Source organism: Rhodococcus sp. SG20037 (assembly GCF_031763325.1).
Taxonomy (GTDB): Bacteria; Actinomycetota; Actinomycetes; order Mycobacteriales; family Mycobacteriaceae; genus Rhodococcus_F; species Rhodococcus_F qingshengii.
Window position 1 is genome coordinate 5,657,038 of sequence record NZ_CP134497.1, and the last position, 22,505, is coordinate 5,679,542.

General features: G+C 61.7%; 21 protein-coding genes. 12 read left to right on the plus strand and 9 right to left on the minus strand.

Annotated features, from left to right (window positions below):
• Nucleotides 1-59: 59 nt before the first annotated feature.
• The 3 genes from RHP72_RS26130 to RHP72_RS26140 all read left to right on the plus strand — a co-directional run bounded on the left by RHP72_RS26130 (nt 60) and on the right by RHP72_RS26140 (nt 4,469).
• Nucleotides 60-1,469, plus strand: a complete 1,410-nt coding sequence (locus RHP72_RS26130) for an AarF/ABC1/UbiB kinase family protein (protein WP_030536471.1) — start codon at nt 60-62, stop codon at nt 1,467-1,469.
• 164 nt (nt 1,470-1,633) lie between these two features.
• The gene (locus RHP72_RS26135) at nt 1,634-3,274 is read left to right on the plus strand and encodes a CdaR family transcriptional regulator (RefSeq protein ID WP_047271905.1); all 1,641 of its coding nucleotides are present in this window, start codon (nt 1,634-1,636) and stop codon (nt 3,272-3,274) included.
• Between the two features lie 79 nt (nt 3,275-3,353).
• Nucleotides 3,354-4,469 carry an NDMA-dependent alcohol dehydrogenase gene (locus RHP72_RS26140; RefSeq protein WP_054188464.1) on the plus strand — a complete coding sequence of 372 codons (1,116 nt, stop codon included), beginning with the start codon at nt 3,354-3,356 and terminating at the stop codon, nt 4,467-4,469.
• 58 nt (nt 4,470-4,527) lie between these two features.
• On the opposite strand, the gene RHP72_RS26145 is transcribed toward RHP72_RS26140, so the two are convergent.
• The gene (locus RHP72_RS26145) at nt 4,528-5,523 is read right to left on the minus strand and encodes an alpha/beta hydrolase (protein WP_397517599.1); all 996 of its coding nucleotides are present in this window, start codon (nt 5,521-5,523) and stop codon (nt 4,528-4,530) included.
• A 201-nt stretch (nt 5,524-5,724) separates the two neighbouring features.
• On the minus strand, nt 5,725-6,315 hold the full coding sequence (locus RHP72_RS26150; protein WP_003940245.1) for a heme-binding protein: 591 nt from the start codon (nt 6,313-6,315) through the stop codon (nt 5,725-5,727).
• 184 nt (nt 6,316-6,499) lie between these two features.
• Between RHP72_RS26150 and RHP72_RS26155 the strand changes: the two genes are divergently transcribed.
• Together RHP72_RS26155 and RHP72_RS26160 are read left to right on the plus strand one after the other, a co-directional pair.
• A complete protein-coding gene (locus tag RHP72_RS26155) occupies nt 6,500-7,669 on the plus strand; it encodes a sensor histidine kinase (RefSeq protein WP_311094903.1) in 1,170 nt (389 codons plus the stop codon).
• Entirely contained in the window at nt 7,666-8,295 is a 630-nt protein-coding gene (locus RHP72_RS26160) for a response regulator transcription factor (RefSeq protein WP_311094002.1), read from the plus strand. Before RHP72_RS26155 ends, RHP72_RS26160 begins: the two co-directional genes overlap by 4 nt.
• A 37-nt stretch (nt 8,296-8,332) precedes the next feature.
• Here RHP72_RS26160 and RHP72_RS26165 read toward each other — a convergent pair whose 3' ends face one another.
• From RHP72_RS26165 to catA, 6 genes are all read right to left on the minus strand, one after another.
• Complete coding sequence (locus RHP72_RS26165) at nt 8,333-8,683, minus strand: hypothetical protein (protein ID WP_311094003.1); 351 nt, start codon at nt 8,681-8,683, stop codon at nt 8,333-8,335.
• Between the two features lie 17 nt (nt 8,684-8,700).
• On the minus strand, nt 8,701-10,164 hold the full coding sequence (locus RHP72_RS26170) for a benzaldehyde dehydrogenase (RefSeq protein WP_065351504.1): 1,464 nt from the start codon (nt 10,162-10,164) through the stop codon (nt 8,701-8,703).
• A gap of 155 nt (nt 10,165-10,319) precedes the next feature.
• On the minus strand, nt 10,320-11,267 hold the full coding sequence (locus tag RHP72_RS26175) for a helix-turn-helix domain-containing protein (protein WP_283551684.1): 948 nt from the start codon (nt 11,265-11,267) through the stop codon (nt 10,320-10,322).
• Nucleotides 11,268-11,273: 6 nt separating this feature from the next.
• Nucleotides 11,274-11,555, minus strand: coding sequence for a muconolactone Delta-isomerase (gene catC, locus RHP72_RS26180; RefSeq protein WP_042925169.1), 282 nt, complete (start codon nt 11,553-11,555; stop codon nt 11,274-11,276).
• Nucleotides 11,556-11,568: 13 nt separating this feature from the next.
• Nucleotides 11,569-12,690 carry a muconate/chloromuconate family cycloisomerase gene (locus RHP72_RS26185; protein ID WP_003940572.1) on the minus strand — a complete coding sequence of 374 codons (1,122 nt, stop codon included), beginning with the start codon at nt 12,688-12,690 and terminating at the stop codon, nt 11,569-11,571.
• Nucleotides 12,691-12,719: 29 nt separating this feature from the next.
• Nucleotides 12,720-13,559 (minus strand): catechol 1,2-dioxygenase, encoded by an 840-nt coding sequence (gene catA / locus RHP72_RS26190; RefSeq protein WP_003940427.1) that lies wholly within the window; start codon nt 13,557-13,559, stop codon nt 12,720-12,722.
• A 199-nt stretch (nt 13,560-13,758) separates the two neighbouring features.
• Here catA and RHP72_RS26195 point away from each other — a divergent pair, with 199 nt between their 5' ends.
• The gene (locus tag RHP72_RS26195; RefSeq protein WP_003939932.1) at nt 13,759-14,529 is read left to right on the plus strand and encodes an IclR family transcriptional regulator; all 771 of its coding nucleotides are present in this window, start codon (nt 13,759-13,761) and stop codon (nt 14,527-14,529) included.
• On the opposite strand, the gene RHP72_RS26200 is transcribed toward RHP72_RS26195, so the two are convergent.
• A complete protein-coding gene (locus tag RHP72_RS26200) occupies nt 14,526-15,464 on the minus strand; it encodes an AraC family transcriptional regulator (RefSeq protein WP_042447172.1) in 939 nt (312 codons plus the stop codon). The two genes, RHP72_RS26195 and RHP72_RS26200, sit on opposite strands and share 4 nt — an antisense overlap.
• A 273-nt stretch (nt 15,465-15,737) precedes the next feature.
• Here RHP72_RS26200 and RHP72_RS26205 point away from each other — a divergent pair, with 273 nt between their 5' ends.
• The 6 genes from RHP72_RS26205 (at nt 15,738) to RHP72_RS26230 (ending at nt 22,489) form a co-directional block, all read left to right on the plus strand.
• Nucleotides 15,738-16,307 (plus strand): flavin reductase family protein, encoded by a 570-nt coding sequence (locus RHP72_RS26205; protein ID WP_007729773.1) that lies wholly within the window; start codon nt 15,738-15,740, stop codon nt 16,305-16,307.
• Between the two features lie 11 nt (nt 16,308-16,318).
• Nucleotides 16,319-17,947 (plus strand): 4-hydroxyphenylacetate 3-hydroxylase family protein, encoded by a 1,629-nt coding sequence (locus RHP72_RS26210; protein ID WP_003939685.1) that lies wholly within the window; start codon nt 16,319-16,321, stop codon nt 17,945-17,947.
• A gap of 259 nt (nt 17,948-18,206) precedes the next feature.
• Entirely contained in the window at nt 18,207-19,604 is a 1,398-nt protein-coding gene (benA, locus tag RHP72_RS26215; protein WP_003940124.1) for a benzoate 1,2-dioxygenase large subunit, read from the plus strand.
• 11 nt (nt 19,605-19,615) lie between these two features.
• A complete protein-coding gene (benB, locus tag RHP72_RS26220; protein ID WP_003939939.1) occupies nt 19,616-20,125 on the plus strand; it encodes a benzoate 1,2-dioxygenase small subunit in 510 nt (169 codons plus the stop codon).
• Nucleotides 20,126-20,156: 31 nt separating this feature from the next.
• The gene (gene benC / locus RHP72_RS26225) at nt 20,157-21,710 is read left to right on the plus strand and encodes a benzoate 1,2-dioxygenase electron transfer component BenC (RefSeq protein ID WP_311094004.1); all 1,554 of its coding nucleotides are present in this window, start codon (nt 20,157-20,159) and stop codon (nt 21,708-21,710) included.
• Complete coding sequence (locus RHP72_RS26230) at nt 21,707-22,489, plus strand: 1,6-dihydroxycyclohexa-2,4-diene-1-carboxylate dehydrogenase (RefSeq protein ID WP_007729779.1); 783 nt, start codon at nt 21,707-21,709, stop codon at nt 22,487-22,489. Before benC ends, RHP72_RS26230 begins: the two co-directional genes overlap by 4 nt.
• Nucleotides 22,490-22,505: the final 16 nt, after the last annotated feature.

The following is a 22,505-nucleotide window of genomic DNA, read 5'->3' on the forward strand; positions in this document are numbered from 1 at the left end:
GGTCGCGTAAGTGATCTCACGGCAAAATGCTGGATGCGCTCGTTGAACGAGGGAGAGCTGTGCTGGATCCAACGCGACCTGTCGGGCCGTACTCGTCAGGAGTGCCCGCCACTGCCCTCGAAGTCCGCATGCCGGACCTCGAACGCTTCGGCCTCGCCCAGTTGTGGCGTTCCGCGATCATCGCCGTCGTGTTGTCGACGTCGATCATGCTGGCACTGATCGTGTGGCCTTTCCGCAAGCGTGGACGCACGTGGGCTGACGCCGCTTCCGACGGGATGGTCGACGGCTTCATCGCGCTGGGTCCCACCTTCGTCAAGCTCGGGCAACTGGTCGCGTCGTCGTCAGGCCTGTTCCCCGCCCCCGTCGCCAATGCATGCCTACGTTGCCTCGACGACGTTCCGTCATTTCCTGCCGAGCAGGCCAGAAGTGTCGTGCACGAAGACCTCGGATACTCCGTAGACGACCTGTTCGCGAAATTCGACGACGTACCTCTCGCGGCCGCGTCGGTAGCGCAGGTACACGCGTGCGTTCTGCACGATGGCCGCGAGGCCGTCATCAAGATCCAGCGTCCGGACATCTATGCGCGGATGCTGATCGACCTGAGGGCGGCGTACTGGGGCGCGAACATCCTCGAGAAGTTTGTCGAGTTCCTTCGAATTGCCAATGCCACCGCCATCATTCGCGATCTGCACAACGCAACGATGACGGAGTTGAACAGCGCGGTCGAGGCCGACCGGCAAACCACTTTCCGGAACAACATCAGCGCATTCGGTGACAACAAAGGAGTCACGACACCGGAGGTGTACTGGGACTACTGTGGTCCCCGCGTCATCTGTATGGAACGCATGCGCGGCGTTCCACTGGATCGGTTCGTCGCCGGTCCGGACGGCATCGACGAAGCCCGCATGCTGATCCGGCGCGGAGTGAAGGTCTGGCTCGAATCAGTCATCGTTCACGGTCCGTTCCACGGAGATGTCCACGCGGGAAATTTGTGGGTCCTCGACGACGGCCGGATAGCGATGCTCGACTTCGGCATCGTCGGCGTCCTTCCCGAGACCTGGAGATCCATCCTTTCCGACATGTTCCGAGCCACCCTCATCGACGGTGATTTCGCCCGTGTCGCCCGCGGAATTCGATCCTTGGGATATGCAACCGACTACGAGGTCGACGACGATCAGCTCGGTATGCAGGTCGCAACGGCCCTGGCCCCGATTCTCGGCCGTGACCTGGGTGAACTCAAGCTCAGTGAATTGATCATGGCACTGATTCAGTTGGGCAAGCAGTGGGGTGTTGCGAGTCCCGAGGAATTGGTTCTTTTCGGTAAACAACTCGGATACTTCGAACGATATGCGACGGCTTTGGCACCTGGTTGGGTGATCGGACAAGACCTTTATCTGTTCAAGAACGTTTTTCCAGAGGCAGTCGCCGAAAAGGTGCAGGAACTCGGCATCACCATGCCCGACGAATAAATTTGTCCCCTATTTCCTTATTCTGCATTTCGTCTGTCGGGGTTAGCCTGTAGTGACCCACTGGCCGAGGAGCAAATGTGCAGCCACTTTCTGTAGCCCTCCCGCAAGCGTCGACAGGTCCGAGGAATAACGGGCCGAGTGTCGGCACCACCCTCGGCGCCCTCATGCATTCCACGGACAAGTCCGTGATCGAACTTCTGGAAAGCCCGGACGGACTCGATGTCGAAATCCGTTCGATCGCCCTCGTCGAGTCCTCCGATATCGACGGCACCGACAGCCGTGGTGCGATCTCCGACATTTACCTTCCCGTGGGAGTTCCCGAATCGACGTTGACGCAGTGGCTGCGAAAGTTCGAAGGCAGGCCGGCGAGGCGTCGTCCGAAGCTCTTGCTCGTCAAGAATGCGCGCGCGGCGACAACGCTTCTCACCGCCGCACGCAACATCGGAATCGCAGTGGCCGCGGTACATCCGCAGGCTAGTTCCGGACACGTCTATTCACTCGTACAACGACTTCTGACACAGAGCATGTACCGTTCGCGGGCCGTCTCAGGAGCTGTGGCCGGTGGCGATTCGGATCTGTTCGCGCTCTCGGAGACGATCGCCGAATTGACCGGCGGACTCGTGACGATCGACGACACGGCACTCCATGTCATCGCATATTCAGCTGCTCACGAAGGTGAAGACGAACTCCGTCAGCTCTCCATACTGGGCCGGGAGTGGCCGATCGAATACACCGAATGGATAGAGCGCAGAGGCGTGTTCGAGCATCTCAGGCGATCGGACGAGGTCATCAGTCTGCCCTCCGAGCCGAGCATCGGAGCCGCGCACAGGTTGGCTGTGAGCATCACCCGCCCGGACCTGTCAGCGCCGACGGGTTCTGTTGCACACCAACACAATCTCGGCAGCATCTGGGTGCAGCGCGCCTCTGAACCTCTTTCCGACGACGCCCAAGCGGTATTGCGGGGTGCAGCGGCAGTCGCCGCACGCATTCTCATGCGAACCTTGGACGCCTCCAGCCGCGAGAATGCCCAATTGCAAAGGCTGTTCGGCGTTCGCTCCGGCGGAGTCGACATGCACTCGCTGGCCGGCTCCTTCGGCATCAACACCGACGGACCGTCTGCGGTCATCGGATTTGCGACATCACTCGCGCCCGGATCGAATCTCGATCGAATCACCAACGCCTTGCGCCTGCGCGCCAGCGCATTCCGCAGCGACGCGGTCACAACGATCATCGACAACCGGATCTACGTGCTGTTTCCTCAGGCCGAACACGAGGTCGCGATCAGCGACTGGGCTTACGACACCGTGGGAGTAGTCGAGGCCCGTGCGGGCATCAGCGTGCGCGCCGCCGTCGCGGTCCCGATCGCGCGATTGCACGGCGTACCCGAGGCGCGTCGAGAAGTGGACCGCGTGCTCGATACCACCGATGATCACGAAACCTCGAAGGTCACCACACTCGCGGCGTCACGCACCGCGGTGTTGCTGGGCGAGATACTCGACCTCGTTGCTGATCACGAGCGATTGCGGGACCCTCGTATCGACAGACTCGTCTCCTACGACGACAAGAACACCTCTGACATGCAGTTCACGCTCACGGCCTACCTGACAGCTTTCGGGGATGTGAAGAAGGCCGCCTCGTCTCTGAAAGTACATCCGAACACGCTGCGCTACCGCATTCGGCGCGCTGAACAGATCATGGGCATTTCGTTGGACGAGCCGGATACGCGACTGCTCACCGAACTGCAACTCGCCATCTTGGGACGCACCCCGGACGAGTCTGAAAGATACGAAACGTCCGATCAGTGAGATAGGCCTCGAGCCCGTCCTGAACTCTCGAGTAGACAACTGAGGAAGCCGAAGAACAACTCTTACCTCAGGAGATACCTTGCGCACTCGTGGAGCCGTCATTCGCCAAGCACCAGGCACATACGAGGTGGTCGATCTCGAACTCGATTCACCCCGCAGCGGCGAACTCACTGTCAAAATGGTCGCCTCAGGCCTGTGCCACTCGGACGATCACATCGCCAGCGGCGACCACGGAGTCGGCCGCTACCCCATCTGCGGCGGACACGAAGGCGCCGGAATCGTCGTCGAGGTCGGGCCGAACACGGAAGGATGGTCCGAGGGCGATCATGTCGTGTTCTCGTTCCTCGCCGCCTGCGGCCGTTGCCGTTGGTGTGCAAGCGGAATCCAGAACCTCTGCGACAACGGCGCCGCCATCATGACCGGCAGCAGACCCGGCGAAACCTCGAGTTACAGAATGTCTCTCGACGGTCAGCCCGTCGCACAAACCTGCGGCCTGTCCACCTTCAGTGAATACACCACGGTCAGCACTCTCTCGGCTGTGAAAGTCGACAAGCACCTGCCACTCGACGCTTTGTGTCTGCTCGGCTGCGGCGTCGGAACCGGTTGGGGCGCCGCGGTCAACTCCGCTCAGGTGTATCCCGGGCAGACTGTCATCGTCATGGGCGTCGGCGGAATCGGAATCAACGCGGTGCAGGGCGCCTCGCATGCCGGCGCCGCCCACGTGATCGCGGTGGATCCGGTTGCGTTCAAGCGCGACAGTGCATTGAAGTTGGGCGCCACCCACGCCGTGGCCACCATGGAGGAAGCCACCGACATAGCGCGCTCGTTCACCAACGGCCAGGGCGCGGATTCGGCCATCGTCACCGTCGGCGTGACCACCGGAGAACATGTCGCGCAGGCATTCTCGTCGATCCGCAAGGCAGGAACCTGCGTGGTCACCGGCCTCGGGAAGATGACGGACGTCGGAATTCCCGTGAGCCTGATGGAACTCACGCTGTACCAGAAGAGAATTCAGGGATCCCTGTTCGGTGCATCCAATCCCACCGCCGACATTCCCTGGATGATCGATCTCTACACCAGCGGCAAGCTCGAACTCGAAGGACTGATCACCAACCGGTACACCCTCGACCAGATCAACGACGGTTTCGCCGACATGCATGCCGGTCGCAACCTCCGTGGAATCATCGCCTTCTGAGCGAGTTCTCTCCGGACTTTCGATCGAGAGCAAGTCCGGAGAGATCCTCACTACAGCTTCACCAGGCGTTCATGGTGTCGAGGATTTGTCCTCTGGCCATCCACAATTCAGCAGACCAATACGGCCACGAGTGAATTCCGGCGGGCGGAAAGCTGTACGTCGCTGGGATTCCCAAGGATTTCAGGCGAATTTCGAATGCACGCGCGTGCACCCACGAGAGCGCCTCGAGCCCCATACCCGTCGCCGTGTGGAAGTAATCGATCGGCGCAGAGGGATGATCGTACGGTCCCGGGATGCCGTTGGACGACGAAATGTACATCGACAGTCCGCGAAGCGATTCCGCGTTGACGAACGGGTCGTTGCGAAGCCATCCGGATGACCACGGCGGGCCCCACATCGAATCGACGTTGTACCGGCCGGCGTCGAACATGGCCACGCGGATCGCTTCACGCATACCCGGACCCGAGATATTGATGTAGCCGGACAGCGAGCCGGCGAACTTGAACTGATCCCGATGATGCCCCGCCAGGTTCAACGCGGCACTGCCGCCCATCGACAACCCGATGATCGCATTGTTGATTGGTGAAACGCCATACCCTGCAAGGAAGTCCGGAAGCTCGCGGGTGAGGAACGTTTCCCACCTGTACGTTATCGGCTGAGCGTTGAAATTGGACGGCGCGTACCAATCCGTGTAGAAACTCGACTCACCGCCGACCGGCATCACCAACGTGATGTTGTCATTGCGGTACTGATCGAGTGCGTTCGTTTCGAAACTCCAAGCATTTCTGTCGTTTTGCGCGCGAAGACCGTCGAGCAGGTACAACGCGGCGTTGCCACCGCGCGCGGCCCACTGCACCTGAACCTTGATGTTTCCCATCGAAGACGGGACCCACAACTCGTCGTACCCACCCCATGGCGCCGAGCGCGCCGGAGTAGCACCCGCGGCGGTCGGACCGAACATACCGCCGAGCAGGAATATCGACAACAACGCCGCTACGAGCACCCGCACCCGCCGTGTATTGCGTTCGGGCAACGTGAATCTGATTCTCTGCAAGGTTGTGTCTTTCCCCGAAACTGCGCATCAAGAAACTCGCTTCGGTAAGTGCATCGTCGGTTCCACTGTCGACGTGTTTGTCCCTTTCCGGGGGCCCCGGTGTTACAAAGTCGAGGTCATCGCAACAATCGGACAACTGTCGTGCCGAGCGAATCCAGGTGGCGAAAAGCACAATTCACGAAGCACCCTGAATGCGCTCACTCAGCCGAGTGACGAAGCGATCGCATCACGACCTGCGGCAGCACACGCTTGGTCCTGCATTCCGTCTGGAGCGCCACCGACACCGATACCGGCGATCGACCCGGCTCCAGCCTTCAATGTGACTCCACCTGCAAGGAAGAGAGTGCCGGGAAGGTCGGCGATGGTTGATCCTTCGCCTTTGGTACGCTGCGAGAGGTCACTGGTGTCGGCTCCGAAAGCTGCAGAGGTGTACGCCTTCTCACGTGAGGCCTCCACCGTGTGCTGGGCTGCGTTGTCGCCGCGCACCATGGCGATGACGTTTCCGGCACGGTCGACGACGGAGACGGTGACGAAGCCGAGACCGTCGGCGCGGCATTTCGCCAGGGCCGCACCAGCAGCCTTCACCGCTGCGTCGGCGCTGAGTCGATTCTGGGTGACAATCGCCGAATCACCGGTCGCGGCAGGCTGCTGCGTGGCAGTAATCGACGTCGTGCTCGATGCGTTCGCCACCGGTGTGTCGGTGGTCGAGCATGCGGCGCTGGCAAGGATTGCGACAACCGGAACGGCGACAGCGAGCGTACGGGGAAGTCGTGTGTAAATGCGGTGGTTCATGTCGGGCACACTTTCAATCGAATGGTTCGAAACCGTCCACTACAGCGTCGCGTCCGGGGGCGGGTGCGCACATCGGGCGCTCGGGTGACGAACCGTGCCCCCTACGGCTACCCGGATATCATCCGAATGGTTGATACGACGGCCTGGTGCCCTCCGTAACATTCGAGGGATGAGTAACGGAGCCATGAACGCCGACGCCGAACGCGGCCTACGCGGCCCGTTGGCGTATGCGATCCACGCGTCGTTCTTCGTACTGCTGTCTACATCGGGAGTTCGGTACGTCACAGTCCACGGGACCAGCGGTCGGTTCGGGGTTGTACTCGTCCTGGCCGTGGTCCTCGCCCTGCTCTACGCCGTCATGGCCACGGTGTCCTCGCGAGATGTGGTTCGCCAACGGCTGTGGATGTGGCCGGTACTGAGCGCATGGGCAGCGCTGGTCTGGCTTGCCCCGAGTTTCGCGTGGTGTGCGTTTCCCGTTCTCTTCCTCTGCATTCGTCTGTATCCGAGCAAGATCGCCTACCCCCTCGTCGGGATCCTGGGCGTCCTCGCCGGTATCGCGTTCTACCGGGTCACCGGTCGTGCCGAATTGGTGACACTTCTCGGGCCGCTGTGCACCGCGGCACTGGTCGCGGCCGCGTACGGGCAGATGGAACGAGATGCCCGAGAACGCCTTCGGCTTCTGCGTCAGGTTGCGGAAGCGCAATCTGCACTGGCAGATACCGAACGCGCTGCCGGCGTTGCCGCTGAGCGAGAGCGCCTCGCGCGCGAAATCCACGACACCGTTACACAGGGACTGGCGAGCGCCCTTCTACGGCTCGAGGCAGCCGAACAAACGTGGAATACAACGGGTTCGCCGTCTCGAGCCGATGTCGATGCCGCAGCAGAGAACATCCGAACCAGCTTGATGCAGAGTCGCGACCTCGTCCACGATCTGGCGCCGACCAAGGGCGGCACGGGCGACTTCGACGCCTTGGTCGTGGCCGCCGCCCGCCAGTTCGTCCCGGCCGTTCGGATCCGCACCGTCGGTGAAGCCGTCATCTTGCCCTCGGACGTAGCTCATGCCATCGTGCGAGTGGTCTCGAGCGCGTCCTCCAACATCGCCCGCCACGCTCGCGCCGAAACGGCGGGCGTGACGATCACGTATCTCGACCACTCCGTCTCCGTAGACATCTTCGACGACGGCGTCGGCTTCGATCCGGGAAAGCTCGCCGACCATTCTCGGTACGGTGGATACGGCCTGCGTGCGATGCGAAGCCGCGTCGCACAGCTCGGCGGATCGTTCACCGTGGAAAGTGCACCGGGAGACGGCACCGTCGTCGCGGCCCAGTTCCCTCTCGAACGGAGGATCCGGTGACCACCACCATTCGGGTGTTCCTCGTCGACGATCATCTGGTCGTGCGAGCCGGGCTGAGAGCGCTGCTGAACACTCAGCCGGACGTCGAAGTAGTCGGCGAAGCATCGTCCGGCGAGGAGGCGGCCACGGCGATACCGTCGGCCTCACCGGATCTGGTGATGATGGATCTGGACATGGGCACCGGCATACACGGTGCAGAAGCGATCAAACGCCTGCGAAGCGACGGTGTCGATGTTCCCGTACTGGTTTTCACGACGTACGACACCGACGCCGACGTCGTGCGGGCCGTGGACGCCGGTGCCATCGGTTACCTACTCAAGGACTCAACGCCCGACGAGATCTTCGGCGCGGTGCGCGGCGCGGTAGCCGGGCGCAGCGTTCTCTCTCCCACTGTGGCCTCTCGTCTTGTCCAGCAGATGCAGCGCCCGCAGGAAGCGCTCACCGCCCGTGAGTCCGAACTGCTCAGCCTGCTCGCCGAGGGGATGACCAACCGCGAGCTGGGTAAGGCACTCTTCATCAGCGAAGCGACGGTGAAAACACACCTCGGGCACATCTACGCCAAACTCGGTGTCGATACCCGCTCTGCCGCAGTGTCCGTCGCACTCCGTCGCGACGGAATACGCTGACCTCGGTGGCGGCCGAACAGCTCAGCCGCCCATCGCCTTACGCACTCCGTCGATCAGTTTCGAGGAATTCAGCCTTGGGAGCAAAGTCGACATACTCCGAGTCGTCAATCGCTCCGGGAACGTGACCGGGTGCCCAGTAGAACACGTCGCCGGCATCGTAGGTTTGCCGACCTGCTTCGGAATCTGTGTAGATCCTTCCTTTCAAGACGTATCCGTAGTGCGGACATTGACAGCGCCCGCCTTCCAATTGTGCGAACGGTTCGGCGAAGTCTGCACCAGCAGGAATTTTGACGAAGTTGACGATCATGTCGCCTTCTTCTCGCATTCGCAATTCGAATTCGCCGTCCTGCAACACGATGGGAAGATCGTGAGCCGAGATGGTGTGCATAGGAGTACCTTTCGACTTCAGAAGGGGAAGGTCTGCGCCGCTGGCCGGCTGGTTCGCCACTGCCAGGTGGTGAATTCGTCCCAACTGCTTTGAGTTCCGAATCTCGCGCCGTTTCCGGAGGCACCCGTGCCACCGAATGGTGCATAGGCATCGTTGTTCAAAGTCTGATCGTTGATGTGCACGATGCCGGTACGCAGTCGGTCCGCGATCCGCTCGCCGCGTTCAACCGATCCTGTTTGAATGGCAGCAACCAGACCGTATTCGCTGTCATTGGCCGACCTGACTGCCTCGTCTTCGTCCTTGACGATCACGACGGGCGCCACGGGCCCGAAGATTTCTTCACGGAACGCGGGCATGTCCGAGGTGACTCCGGCCAGGACGGTCGGCTGATAGAAGAGCCCTTCGTATGTTCCACCGGCGCGGATTTCGGCGCCGGCCGCCTTGGTGCCCTGGACGATTCGATCGACGTTCGCAATCTGCCGCGCGTTGATGAGCGGTCCGAGAGCGACGTCGCCTGTATTGGGATCCCCGACCGGCAGGACCGCTGCGCGCTTGGCCAGCAGGTCCAGGTACTGATCGGCGACCGATTCCAACACGATGTGGCGGCCTGCGGTCATGCAGACCTGCCCCTGATGCAGGAACGAACCCCACGCGCCCGCCGAGCTCGCGGCATCCAGGTCTGCGTCGTCGAGGACGATCAGCGCATTGTTCCCACCCAGTTCCAGCGAGACACGCTTGAGCGTGCGACCGGCAGTTGCCCCGACCTGACGGCCGACGGCGGTCGAACCCGTGAAGGACACCATCGCGATGCTCGGGCTCTCGCACAATGCCTGACCAGGTTCCGCGTCACCGGCGAGCACATGCAGGAGGCCTTCGGGAAGACCTGCGGACGTGAACAATTCCGCGATGACCGCACCCCCGCTGATCGCGGTTTGAACATCCGGCTTGAGAACGACGCCATTTCCGAGCGCCAAGGCGGGGGCGACAGCGCGCATGGCGAGGAGAAGCGGGAAATTCCACGGGCTGATCACGCCGACCACACCCAGGGGCACCCGGCGACCGATGCTCGTGCGCCCCTCCTGGCTGGCGGGCAGAAGGTGCCCGAACGGCTGTGTCGGCAGTGCCGAGGCTTCCCACAGTTCGGAGATGACAAGATCAACTTCGAATGCGGCTTTCCCTGGTACGGAACCACCTTCACGGATCAACCAGCGCTCCACCTCGGCTCGCTCGGCTTCCAAAATCTGCGCTGCCTTACGGATCACCGAAGCGCGAGCCTGCCCGATCGTCGCCGCCCACGCCGGCTGCGCGGCTGACGCGATGTGTGCCGCTCGATCGATATCCGCAGCAGTCGCCGTGCCGATCACACCGAGCACCTCGCCGGTAGCCGGTTCGAGCGACTCGACGGTGTCACCGCCTCCGTCGATCCATTGGCCGTCGAAAATCTTTCCGTGCCATTGCTGATGAGCGAGCAGATTCGTCATGCGTTCCTCGATTCGTAGCTTTCGCTGCGGTCCTCGCTGTTCGTGGACCTGAGCTCTTCGCGAGCCTGAAAAAGCGATCTGAAAACACACTCTGCCCCGGTATTCGGGCTCCCAGTTGTCGTGATCGGACACGTTTGTTGTTCGGATGCGACAGATCAGTGACGTTCGCGGGCGTTCGGATCAGGCGAGTTACGTACTTCCGACGGCGCCGCACCGAATTCCGCTTTGAACGCACGCGAAAACGCTGATGCGTCATGGAAACACCATCGTGCGGCCAGGATGGAGATCGAATGACCCCGCAGTGAGACGTCGGTGAGATCGCGGCGCACGCGGATCAACCGTTCGCGGCGAATCAGCGCACTGAGGGTCAGATCCCCGTCACCGAAGTGACGCTGAACGGTTCGCGGCGACAGGTGCAACGCACCGGCGATCGACGCGACCGAGAGGTCTGGTGAGTCGAGATTCCGAAGCGCATATCGCAAGATCTCCTCTCGCGTCGAACGTCCGGGTGTCGCGGGCGCAGATCCTTGCATCAGAACTGCCGAAGCGAGATTGACTCCAGCATCTCCGAGAAGCCCGGCTGCGCTGCCGTCGACCTGGGATGCAACAGCGCCCGAGATGAAATTTTCCAGCAATGCACCGGACCCACGCCGACCGTCGTGGGTGCGCTCGAGCGCGCAATTCAGTTCTCGCTCGGTCAGACTCACCGCACTGCGCGGTAGGGTCATGACGGTGCACGACCAGTGACCGTCGAAACGCAGCGCGTACGAATGCTCGACGTCGTAGAAAATCATCGCGCCGGGCGGGGCCGTCAACTCGCGGTCCGATTGGCGCAGTATCGCGCTCCCGGTTCGGACCGTGCAGATCTTGAGCAGATCACTACCGTGTCGCTTCGCTGCGCGTGCGCTCCGCCGGAGTATCTGCGGCGAACCGGAGATGTCGAAAGCGCCTACGTCCCCGAGACTTACGCCGCTGACCGTACCGACAGGCGCGGCATCGACGGAACTCTCGGGGCACAGGCCACCGAAGGTCTCCGACATCTCGCAGTGCCACTGCTGCACAGATTCCGGCAGGCTCGCAGGCGTGGCAGACACGGCAGACATGGCGGGCTACTTGATCGAAGATCCGTGCTGCGTCAACGGCATGACCTCGATGGTCATGTACGGGAACAGGGGCAGGTTCCAGAGAATCTCATGGAGTTCGTCAGCCGACTCGACATCGAAGATGCTGATGTTGCTGAACTGTCCCACAATTCGCCACAGATGTACCCACTTTCCCTGTCGCTGAAGGTCTTGCGAGTACGCCTTCTCCGTTGCGACGGTATCGGCGCGTATTTCCGGATCCAGGTCGCGCGGAATATCGACGTCCATCCGAACGTGAAAGAGTGCCATGTTCTTCTATCCTCTAGTTCCTGGTCCAGGTCTTGACGGCGTCCATGTTCAGTTCGACTCCCAGGCCAGGTCCGGCGGGGAGGTGCAACTGACCCTCGGAATACTTCAGGGGTTCCTGAAGCAACTCTTCGCTGAAGAGCAGTGGGCCGAAAAGCTCTGTTCCGAAGTTGATTCCGGGCTCGGCGCACGCGAAGTGCAACGAAGCGGCGGTGCCGATCGGGCCTTCGATGGACGTCGCACCGTGGCACGCGATACCGGCGGCCTTGGCAATCGCGACGATGTCGCGGCTGCGCTGGAGGCCACCACATTTGGTGGTCTTGAGGGCGATGACATCGGCGGCGCTCCGGCGGGCGATTTCCAGAGCGTCGTGTGGGGTCTGCACACTCTCGTCGGCCATGATCGGAATCGGTAGAAGCCTACTGAGTTCGGCGAGGACCTCGATTTGGTCTGCCGGAGTGGGTTGTTCGATCAGTTCGACTCCACCCTCGGCGAGTTGTGGCAAGTACCGCAGGGCAGTGAAGCGATCCCACCGTGCGTTGACGTCGACACGGACTCCGGCGTGGCCGTCCAGCGCCTGCGCGATGTTGACGATGCGCGCGACGTCGACTGCTGGATCGAGTGCTCCCATTTTCAGTTTGAAGCTGAAATTGAGCCGGGATTCGAGCTTTTCGTGAGCTTCTTCGATGATCTCGTCCGCCGGCGCAGCACCCAGTGCCCACGTGACGTCGACACTCTCGCGGAAAGCCCCGCCGAGGAGCGTGTGCACGGGGACTCCCAGGCTACGCGCCCAGGCGTCGTGCAACGCCACGTCGACGGCGGCCTTCGCGAATCGTGCATTGGCAACAACTTTTTCGATGTCGGCCATGATCGCGGTGATGTGATCCACGCGCCTGCCGACCACCACGGGAGCGATGTACTTCTCGATGATGACCTGCATCGTCTCCACCGATTCGCCACCCCACCACGGCCCGCCCGGAACGACTCCTTCGCCGTATCCGATCACCCCGTCGGAGGTGCGAATCGCGACCAGCAACAACGGCTGCGCCGTCATCGACGTGGTGGCGAACTTGTGGGGGCGAACCAGCGGAACGTCGAGGATGGTCGTCTCGATGGAGACGATCGACAGGTCTGTCATCAAATCACTTTCTTCAGAGCAGTTGTGGATCAGGCCGGATCGAGCACGAAGTCGTATGTGACCCGGTTGGTTCCGTCGGCACCTGGCTTCGGATCGAGAATCAGTTCGGGCTTCGTCGCCGTTGCCACGTCGTTCTCGATCCACTCTCCATCCTTGAAATAGAGCTGGGTGGTGATGGTGCGCTTACCGGGAGCCTTCACCATGAGGTGCAGGTGAGCCGGACGCCACGGGTGCCAGCCGGCCTTCTCGATGAACCAGCCGGTGGGGCCGTCGGTCGGGATCTGGTACGGCGCAGGCTGAATCGTGGTGATCTCGAAGCGTCCCTCGTCGTCGGCGACGATCGTTCCGCGGAGGTTGCCGTCGGGGATGTGCGGCGCGAAATGGGAGTAGTAGCCTTCGTCGTCCGCGTGCCAGAGTTCGACGGTTGCACCGCCCAACCCCTTGCCGTCGAGATCGCGAACCTGGCCCTCGAAGACCAGCTTCGATCCAACCTCGTTGTCACGCATCGGAAGTTCACACTTGGCAGGCAACGTCTTGGCATCGGCAACGTAGTACGGGCCCTCGATGCTTCCCTTGGTGCCGTGCTGGCCGCGGTACGCGACCTCCTCGACGTTGTGCTCGAGGAAGACGTCCAGCCACAGGGGCCACTCGCCGAACTGGCCGATGTCGATGAGCCACTGCTTGAGGACGCGGTACTCGGGGTAGGTGATGCCGTGCTTGTCGATGACGCCTGCGAGTGCCTCGAGCACGTCCTTGGCGATGGCCGAGACGCGTTCGGGCGGGGTGTCCGCGCTGACTCGTTCCTGGAGGAACTTGTCGGTGGCGGCAGTACCCGAACCTACTGCGGTGGGGCTCTCGGAAGTGGTCATGTGGTCCTCCTCGGGGCCGTATGTGGCTGTTACCGGGTGGGTGCCGTACTGCTGGGCTGCGTCGGCTCCCCAAGTTTGGGTTGTACGCTCTGCGTACATCTGTTACGCTGTGCGTACGCTTGTACTGTGCGCCCAGTCACAAGGTTTGTCAACCTTCGAAGGCGTCGATCGGGCATACCCGCAGATGAAAGGCCATTCCGTGAGCGAGAACGATCGCGATTACATCCAGAGCATCGAGCGTGGATTTGCTGTGCTGACGGCCTTCGACGAGAAGAACCCCAACCCGTCGCTCGCCGATCTTGCCGCCGAAACGGGTCTCTCCCGCCCCGCGGTCCGGCGCATCCTCCTCACGCTGCAGAAGCTCGGATACGTCACCGGCAACAACAGTCGGTGGTCGCTCACCCCACGCGTTCTGAGTATCGGGCAGCACTTCTCGGCATCACATGCTTTGACAGAGGCGGCGCTCCCTCGTCTGTTGGAGATCGCAGAACACACCCACGAGTCGGCGTCGCTCGGGGTGCTCGACGGTGTCGACGTGGTCTACGCCGCGCGTGTACCCGTCCGGCGGATCATGAGCATCAACGTCAGCGTCGGCACCCGAGTGCCTGCATATGCCACCTCCATGGGTCGAGCCCTGCTAGCTTGGGCGCCAACCGAAATCGTCGACAACGTCATCGCGAACTCCACGTTCGACGCCCTCACACCCACCACGATCACCGACGAAGGCGCATTCCATACCGCCCTCCGGGTGGTGCGCGAGCAGGGATACGCGCTCACATCGGAGGAACTGGAAGACGGCCTGATTTCCCTCGCTGCTCCCGTCCGCGACGCCGGTGGAAGCGTCGTCGGAGTGACAGCGTGTTCGACCTCGGCCGGACGAACATCCCCGGAAGCTTTCCGCGCCGACGTCGCGCCTTTCCTCGTCGAGAAGGCGAACCAACTCAGCGCGGACATGGGGTACCGAAGCTAGCGCCTCAACACCTCGGAAGGCAGCAATCCGTACTTACGCCGAAAGGACGACGCGAACCGTCCGGTGTGCGTGAAACCCCATCTCACAGCGACATCGGTGACCGTCGTCGAGTCGTCGGCATCCACCAGATCTGCATGGACCCGCGCGAGACGGATGTCGAGCAGGCATTCCGACGGACTCCGGCCCACGTACTGCCGAAATCCCTCCTGCAATCTCCGTACGCTGACGCCCGCCACCTCCGCCATCTCGGCTGCGGTCCACACGCGGGCCGGGTCGTCGTGCATCTCGTCGAGCACCCGCTTGACGATGCGTGGCCTGGCGTGTCGCACCGCGTCCTCGCTTTCGGGCATTGCGGCAAGGACGAATGCCGTGACCACGGCGCCGGAGAGCTGACCTGCCACCAGTTCGTTGTGCAGCACGCCGACCGGGCCGAGTATCTGATCCGACAGTGAGCGAACAAATTTCAGCCATCTGGCTCCGTCGTCGCCCCGAAGATCCACCTGATCAGGCAAGTGCATTCCGGGTCGACCGAGAACCTTTTCCATCTCACGGTCGAGGTACTGACGGTCCATCCGGACTCCGACGATCTCGCAGTCCGCACTCCACCGCGTAATTCTCGTCGTGATGTCGGGTGGACATACCGTCGCAACACCCTGCGTCGAGAGCACGTGCGAGCCCGCGAACACCGACTCGAGCTCGCCCGAGAGCGGGATGTTCACCCCATAGGCACCGGGATGATCGGATTCGACGGCGACGTCAGCTCCCCACCGAATATGAGCGATCCTCAGCGGTCCCAACTCGGTGGTGCACACCCCGACTCCACTGGCCGCATGCCGTGACAACGGCGTCAGCGTGTGCGGAAAATAGGCGTCCGAAACCGCATGACACGCCTCGTCCCAGTCGCGGGGAGCAGTACCGATCATGGAGTCGACCATCGTCCTTCTTCACCTTCCAAACCCGTGACCAGCCACATTGCCGAGCAAGGGCGCTGAACATCATTGAACACTGTGTCCCCGGTCACTTCCAAGAGAAAACGGGTACGGGCCGCGATCGGGTGCGCAATCCGGATAGCCACCGCGCTGTACGGATCGACCGAAGCCTGCGCCCGCCGTACGTTCGTCTTCACTCCCGGCGCGAGTCGCCCACTACTTCCCTCCCGCACTTCGCGGCACTCTCACTCAACCGCCATCCGACAAGGAGGTCCGGTCATGGAACAAAATCAGCTTCGAGGAATCTTCGGTCAATTCGCGAGCGGCGTCACCGTCATCACCTGTACCAATGCCGACGGTCAACCACACGGAGCCACGGTCACCGCATTCACGGCCATTTCCCTGGAACCACGGCTGTGCCAGATCACGATGACTCGCAAGTCCAAGGCGTGCGGCTACCTCGGCAACGCGCCGTTTGCGGTCAACATCCTTGCCTCCGACCAAGTGGACACGGCCATGCATTTTGCCGGCCGACCGCAGCGCACCGAGCCGAGGTGGATCGACGGACCGACCGCTCCCCTGCTCGACGGCGCCGCAGCAACCATCTCGTGCGTCCCGTGGAGGGAGTACGACGGCGGTGACCACATCATCTTCATCGGCGAGATCGTCGACGCTCAGTCGAGTGGCAAGGATCCGCTTCTGTTCTACCGAAGCACTTTTCACGATCTAGGCGCTACCTCGTCGACCACAGTCTGGAACGGAAGTCAGGACGACCCCCACAGCGGCTGGTTCGACGCCACCACTTCGTTCACCCCGATTCATCTTCAGCCCGCACCCCAAACGATCTGAAAGGCTTTGCCATGACGACCACCGAAATTCCTCCCACCGGCGTCGATCCCGCAGATTCCGGAGCGCCACAGGTCAATCCGGCCGCCGATTGCGAAGCCAACCGCACGAAGAACTTCGCCACCCGACCGATGACCGGTGACGAGTACATCTCGAGCCTGCAGGACGGCCGCGAGATCTGGCTTCACGGTGATCGCGTCAAGGACGTCACGACGCACCCCGCGTTCCGGAATCCGATCCGCATGACCGCAAGGCTGTACGACGCTCTGCATACGGGCGAGCACGTGGACGCCTTGACCGTTCCGACGGACACGGGCAACGGCGGTGTCACCATGCCGTTCTTCCGCACTCCGACGTCGTCGGCCGATCTGCTCAAGGAACGCGACGCCATCGCGACGTGGGCTCGTATGACCTACGGCTGGATGGGCCGTTCCCCCGACTACAAGGCGAGTTTCCTGGGCACCCTCCACGCCAACAAGGAGTTGTACGCACCGTTCCAGGACAACGCCGAACGCTGGTACCGCGAATCGCAGGAGAAAGTTCTGTACTGGAACCACGCGATCATCAATCCCCCGGTGGATCGCCAACTTCCACCGGACGAGGTCGGTGACGTCTTCATGAAGGTGGAGAAGGAAACCGACGCAGGTTTGATCGTCAGCGGCGCCAAAGTGGTCGCCACCGGATCGGCGATCACGAACTACAACTTCATCGCTCACTACGGTCTGCCGATCAAGAAGAAGCAGTTCGCCCTGATCTGCACGGTACCGATGGACGCGCCGGGTGTGAAGCTGATCTGCCGCACCTCGTACACCGAACATGCTGCGGTGATGGGCAGTCCGTTCGATTATCCGCTGTCGAGTCGCATGGACGAGAACGACACCATCTTCGTCTTCGACAAGGTGTTGGTTCCGTGGGAAAACGTCTTCATGTACGGCGACGTCGACCGGATCAACGCATTCTTCCCTCAATCGGGCTTCCTGCCGCGCTTCACCTTTCAGGGCTGCACTCGCCTGGCCGTCAAGCTCGACTTCATCGCCGGACTGTTGATGAAGGCACTCGAAGCCACCGGCGCCGGCGGCTTCCGCGGAGTCCAGACCCGTGTCGGTGAGGTGATCGGGTGGCGAAACCTCTTCTGGTCGTTGACCGAATCGATGGCACGCGATCCCGAACAGTGGGTCGGCGATTCGGTGATCCCGAAGCTCGAGTACGGCCTCACCTATCGAATGTTCATGATCCAGGGGTACCCGCGGATCAAGGAGATCATCGAACAGGACGTCGCGTCGGGCTTGATCTACCTGCCTTCGAGTTCACTCGACTTCAAGAGCCCGGACGTGCGTCCGTACCTCGACAAGTACGTTCGCGGTTCCGACGGCATCACCGCCGTCGACCGCGTGAAAGTCATGAAGGCGCTGTGGGATTCGATCGGGACCGAGTTCGGCGGCCGACACGAACTCTACGAGCGCAACTACTCCGGCAATCACGAGAACGTCAAAGCCGAACTGCTGTTCGCAGCCCAGAATCGTGGACACGCAAGTTCCATGAAGGGACTGGCCGAGCAGTGCTTGAGTGAATACGACCTCGACGGCTGGACGGTCCCTGACCTCATCGGCAACGACGACGTCTCGTTCTTCAAGAACCGGTAATCCCCTCGGCAGGTAGGGCGGACTCGCGATGTCGAGTCCGCCCTGCTCGTCGTCTTCAGCAGGCATGGCCCATCAGCAGAATTCGACGAACACTGCACCCTTGGTCAGGACTAGGCAATTGCCTAGTGTGACCCGAGACACACGATGTCAAGGTGAATTCAGTACCGGACGCAGCCCCGTCCGGAAAGCGGGTCCACCGATTTGGTCCGACAGCCCTCGGCTTTCTCGGTAGGCGCCCACTCTTATCTGGAGGACACCCATGACGGATATGTTGGATGCTGCCCGCGGCACCGACCAGTTCGCGAACATCCGCGCCGTCCTCGACGACGCGCTCGTCGAGGACCCGGAGACCGGCCGCTACCAGGTGCGGCGCAGCGTCTTCACGGACGAGCAACTGTTCGAACTCGAGATGACGCACATCTTCGAAGGCAATTGGATCTACCTCGCGCACGAGAGCCAGATCCCAAACGTCGGCGACTACTTCACCACCTACATGGGCCGTCAGCCCATTGTGATCACCCGCAACAAGGACGGCGAATTGGGTGCGCTGATCAACGCATGCAGCCACCGCGGTGCGATGCTCTGTCGCCGTAAGACCGACAACCGAACCACCTTCACCTGCCCGTTCCACGGCTGGACCTTCAACAACAGCGGAAAACTCCTCAAGGCCAAGGACGCTCGCACCGGTGGCTATCCGGAGCAGTTCAACAAAGACGGCTCACACGACCTAACCAGGGTGGCGCGGTTCGAGAACTATCGCGGCTTCCTCTTCGGCAGCCTCAACCCCGACGTGCTGCCACTCGAAGAGCACCTCGGTGACACCACGAAGGTCATCGACATGATCGTCGATCAGTCACCTGACGGACTCGAAGTTCTGCGCGGTGCATCCACCTACACCTACGACGGCAACTGGAAGTTGCAGACCGAGAACGGTGCCGACGGCTACCACGTGTCTTCGACGCACTGGAACTACGCCGCTACCACCGCTCGCCGCACCGCCGGTGAATCGTCCAACGAGACCAAAGCCATGGACGCCGGCACCTGGGGGAAGCAGGGCGGTGGATACTTCTCCTACGACTACGGCCACCTCCTGCTCTGGATGTGGTGGGGCAATCCCGAGGACCGGCCCCTGTTCGAACGCAAAGCAGAACTGGAGGCTCAGTTCGGTTCCAAGAAGGCCGAATTCATGGTCGGTGCGTCGAGGAACCTCTGCCTGTACCCGAACGTCTACCTCATGGATCAATTCAGCAGCCAGATCCGGCACTTCCGTCCGATCTCCGTGGACCAGACCGAAGTCACCATCTACTGCATCGCGCCCAAGGGAGAGAGCGCCGAAGCGCGCAGCAACCGCATCCGTCAGTACGAGGACTTCTTCAATGCCAGCGGTATGGCCACCCCGGACGATCTCGAAGAGTTCCGTTCCTGCCAGAAGACCTACCAGGCAGCCGGCGCCCCGTGGAACGACCTCAGCCGTGGCGTCACACACCAGATTCCCGGTCCGAACGACGTCGCGAAGGATCTCGGCATGAATCGCGTGCTCTCGAGCGGAGCCAAGACCGAGGACGAAGGCTTGTATCCCATTCAGCACGGGTACTGGCGCGACGCCATGCTTGCGGCCGTAGATGCCGAGCAAGCCGCTTCCAACCGGACCATCTGAGGACGATCACCATGACTGTCACCACCACCAATGCCGTCGCCCTCGAAACAGTGCAGCAGTTTCTCTACCGTGAGGCTCGCTATCTGGACGATCGCGAGTTCGAGAAGTGGATCGAGTGCTACCACCCCGATTCCGAGTACTGGATGCCCGCATGGGCGGACGACGGCGAGCTGACCACGGACCCGGCCGCAGAGATCTCCCTGATCTACTACCCGAATCGCGGCGGTATCGAGGACCGCGTGTTCCGAATCAGGACTGACCGTTCCAGCGCGACAAGCCTTCCCGAGCCCCGCACCGGTCACAACATCACCAACGTGGAAGTGATCGAAGAACGCGGCTTCGTCGTCGACGTCCGCTTCAATTGGTTCACGCTGTACTTCCGCTACAACACAGTCGACACCTACTTCGGCACCTCGCACTATACGATCGACTTCTCGGGCGAGCAGCCGTTGATCATGAAGAAGAAGGTAGTCCTCAAGAACGACTACATCCATCACGTGGTCGACATCTACCACTTCTGACACGACTTCCCTTCGAATCGAGCTGTTTCCCATGAGCATTCAAGCTGCGCCGACCTTTCAAGTAGCCCTGAGTTTCGAAGACGGCATCACCCGCTTCGTCGAATGCAACACCGACGAGACCGTCGCGGACGCGTCGTACCGCGCACGAATCAACATTCCGCTCGACTGCCGCGACGGAGCTTGCGGCACCTGCAAATCACTCTGTGAGTCAGGTACTTTCGACGCCGGCGACTACATCGAGGAGGCCCTGACGGACGACGAGGCCGAGCAGGGATACTGCCTCCCGTGCCAGATGGTGCCGGAATCTGATCTCGTGCTGCAGATTCCCACCACGTCGGCGGTCGCCCAGACCACTGCCGGTTCGTACACGTCCACCATCACCGAGATCATTCGCCATTCGGATTCCACGGTGGGTTTCACCGTCGCAGTCGACAACCGCGCAGATCTGGTCTTCCTCCCCGGTCAGTACGTGAACATCCTCGTTCCCGGAACTGAAGCGACGCGGTCGTACTCGTTCAGCTCCGGCCCTGAGGTCGAGTCGGCGTCGTTCCTGGTCAAGATCACCCCGGGTGGTCTGATGTCCGAGTATCTCAGTCAGCGTGCGCAGGTAGGCGACACTCTCGAATTGACCGGACCGATGGGTAGCTTCTTCCTCCGGTCAGGTCAACGGAGAGCCCTACTGCTTGCCGGTGGAACCGGCTTGGCCCCGCTGCTCTCCATACTGGAGAAGATGCGTACCGAAAGCTCCACTCGGCCCGTCCATCTGGTCTACGGCGTCAGCTCCGACACCGATCTCGTCGAACTCGACAAACTGCACGACTACGCGGAGTCTCTACCCCAGTTCACCTTCGACTACTGCGTATCCGATCCCGACAGCACAGCACCGAACAAGGGCTATGTCACGGGCTTGATCGAGCCCGATCACCTCGACGACGGCAACGTAGACGTCTACCTGTGCGGCCCGCCGCCGATGGTCGAAGCCGTACGTCTGCACTTCAAGGACGTATCAATCACACCCACGAACTTCTACTTCGAAAAGTTCAACAATGCGGCAGCACCGGCTGATTCACCGGCAGCCTCGGCCGAAGAATCAGCTGCCGGCACGTACGAGATCGGTGAAGAACATCTGCCGGTCACGGAGTCGGACGCACAGTTCGACGCTCGGATGGCCCTCGAACTCGGAGCAATGGAACTCACGATCGGCCGCCTCACTCCGGCACAGTTGACGGAGTACCGCATTCTGGCGGAGAACTCGGCTGCTTCCATCGACCGCGATCACTTCACGGACGCAGCGGCATTCACCGAAACCAATGCCCTGTTCCACGACTTCCTCTTCCGCTGCACCGGAAACGAAGTGCTGCTGCAGGCATACCACCGTCTCGAGGTCACACAACTGATGAACCGAGTGCTCCGCACCGCCGATTGGGTGGACGAACATGTCGCGGAGGATCACTCACGTATCGTGAGTGCATTCGAGCAGAATGATCGCACCGCGGCCCGTGATCTGATCGTCCAGCACAGCGAACACGCCAAGTCGACGATGCACCGCGCCATCACTGACGCTCGGGAAAGTGTGGCGTCGTGAGCACGAGATTCTTCGCCGGCCGGTTCGACGACCGGGTCGTGGTCGTCACCGGAGCGGCTCAGGGGATCGGGCGCAGCGTTGCCGAAAGAGTTTCCGCAGAAGGTGGTTCCGTCGCGCTTGTGGATCGAGCTGAACTGGTTCACGACATCGCGACACCGCTGGAACGTTCCCATTCGGTGACCGCGGACCTCGAGACGTTCGAAGGTGCCCAGAATGCAATAGATTCCGCATTGGAGCGCTTCGGACGCATCGACGTCCTGATCAACAACGTCGGTGGGACCATCTGGGCCAAACCCTACGAGCACTACACGCCGCAGCAGATACAAGCCGAGGTCACACGATCACTGTTCCCCACGCTCTGGACGTGTCGCGCCGTACTGCCCCATCTGATCGAGCAGGCGAGCGGCACCATCGTGAACGTCTCCTCGGTCGCCACCCGCGGTGTCAACCGTGTTCCTTACGCGGCGGCCAAGGGCGGGGTCAGCGCGATCACCGCTGCACTGGCGATGGAAGTCGCGCAGTACGGAATACGCGTCGTGGCAACCGCTCCCGGCGGAACCGAGGCGCCACCACGCGTCGTGGCACGCGGGCCGGGTGCCGAGACCGACGAGGAGAAGGCCTGGTACCAGCAGATCGTCGACCAGACCGTCGACTCGTCGCTACTCAAGCGTTACGGCACCCTGGACGAACAGGCTGCTGCTATCACTTTCCTTGCCTCCGAAGAGGCTTCGTATGTCACCGGAACGGTTCTGCCCGTCGCCGGTGGCGACCTCGGCTGAATCCAGCCTCCCCCGA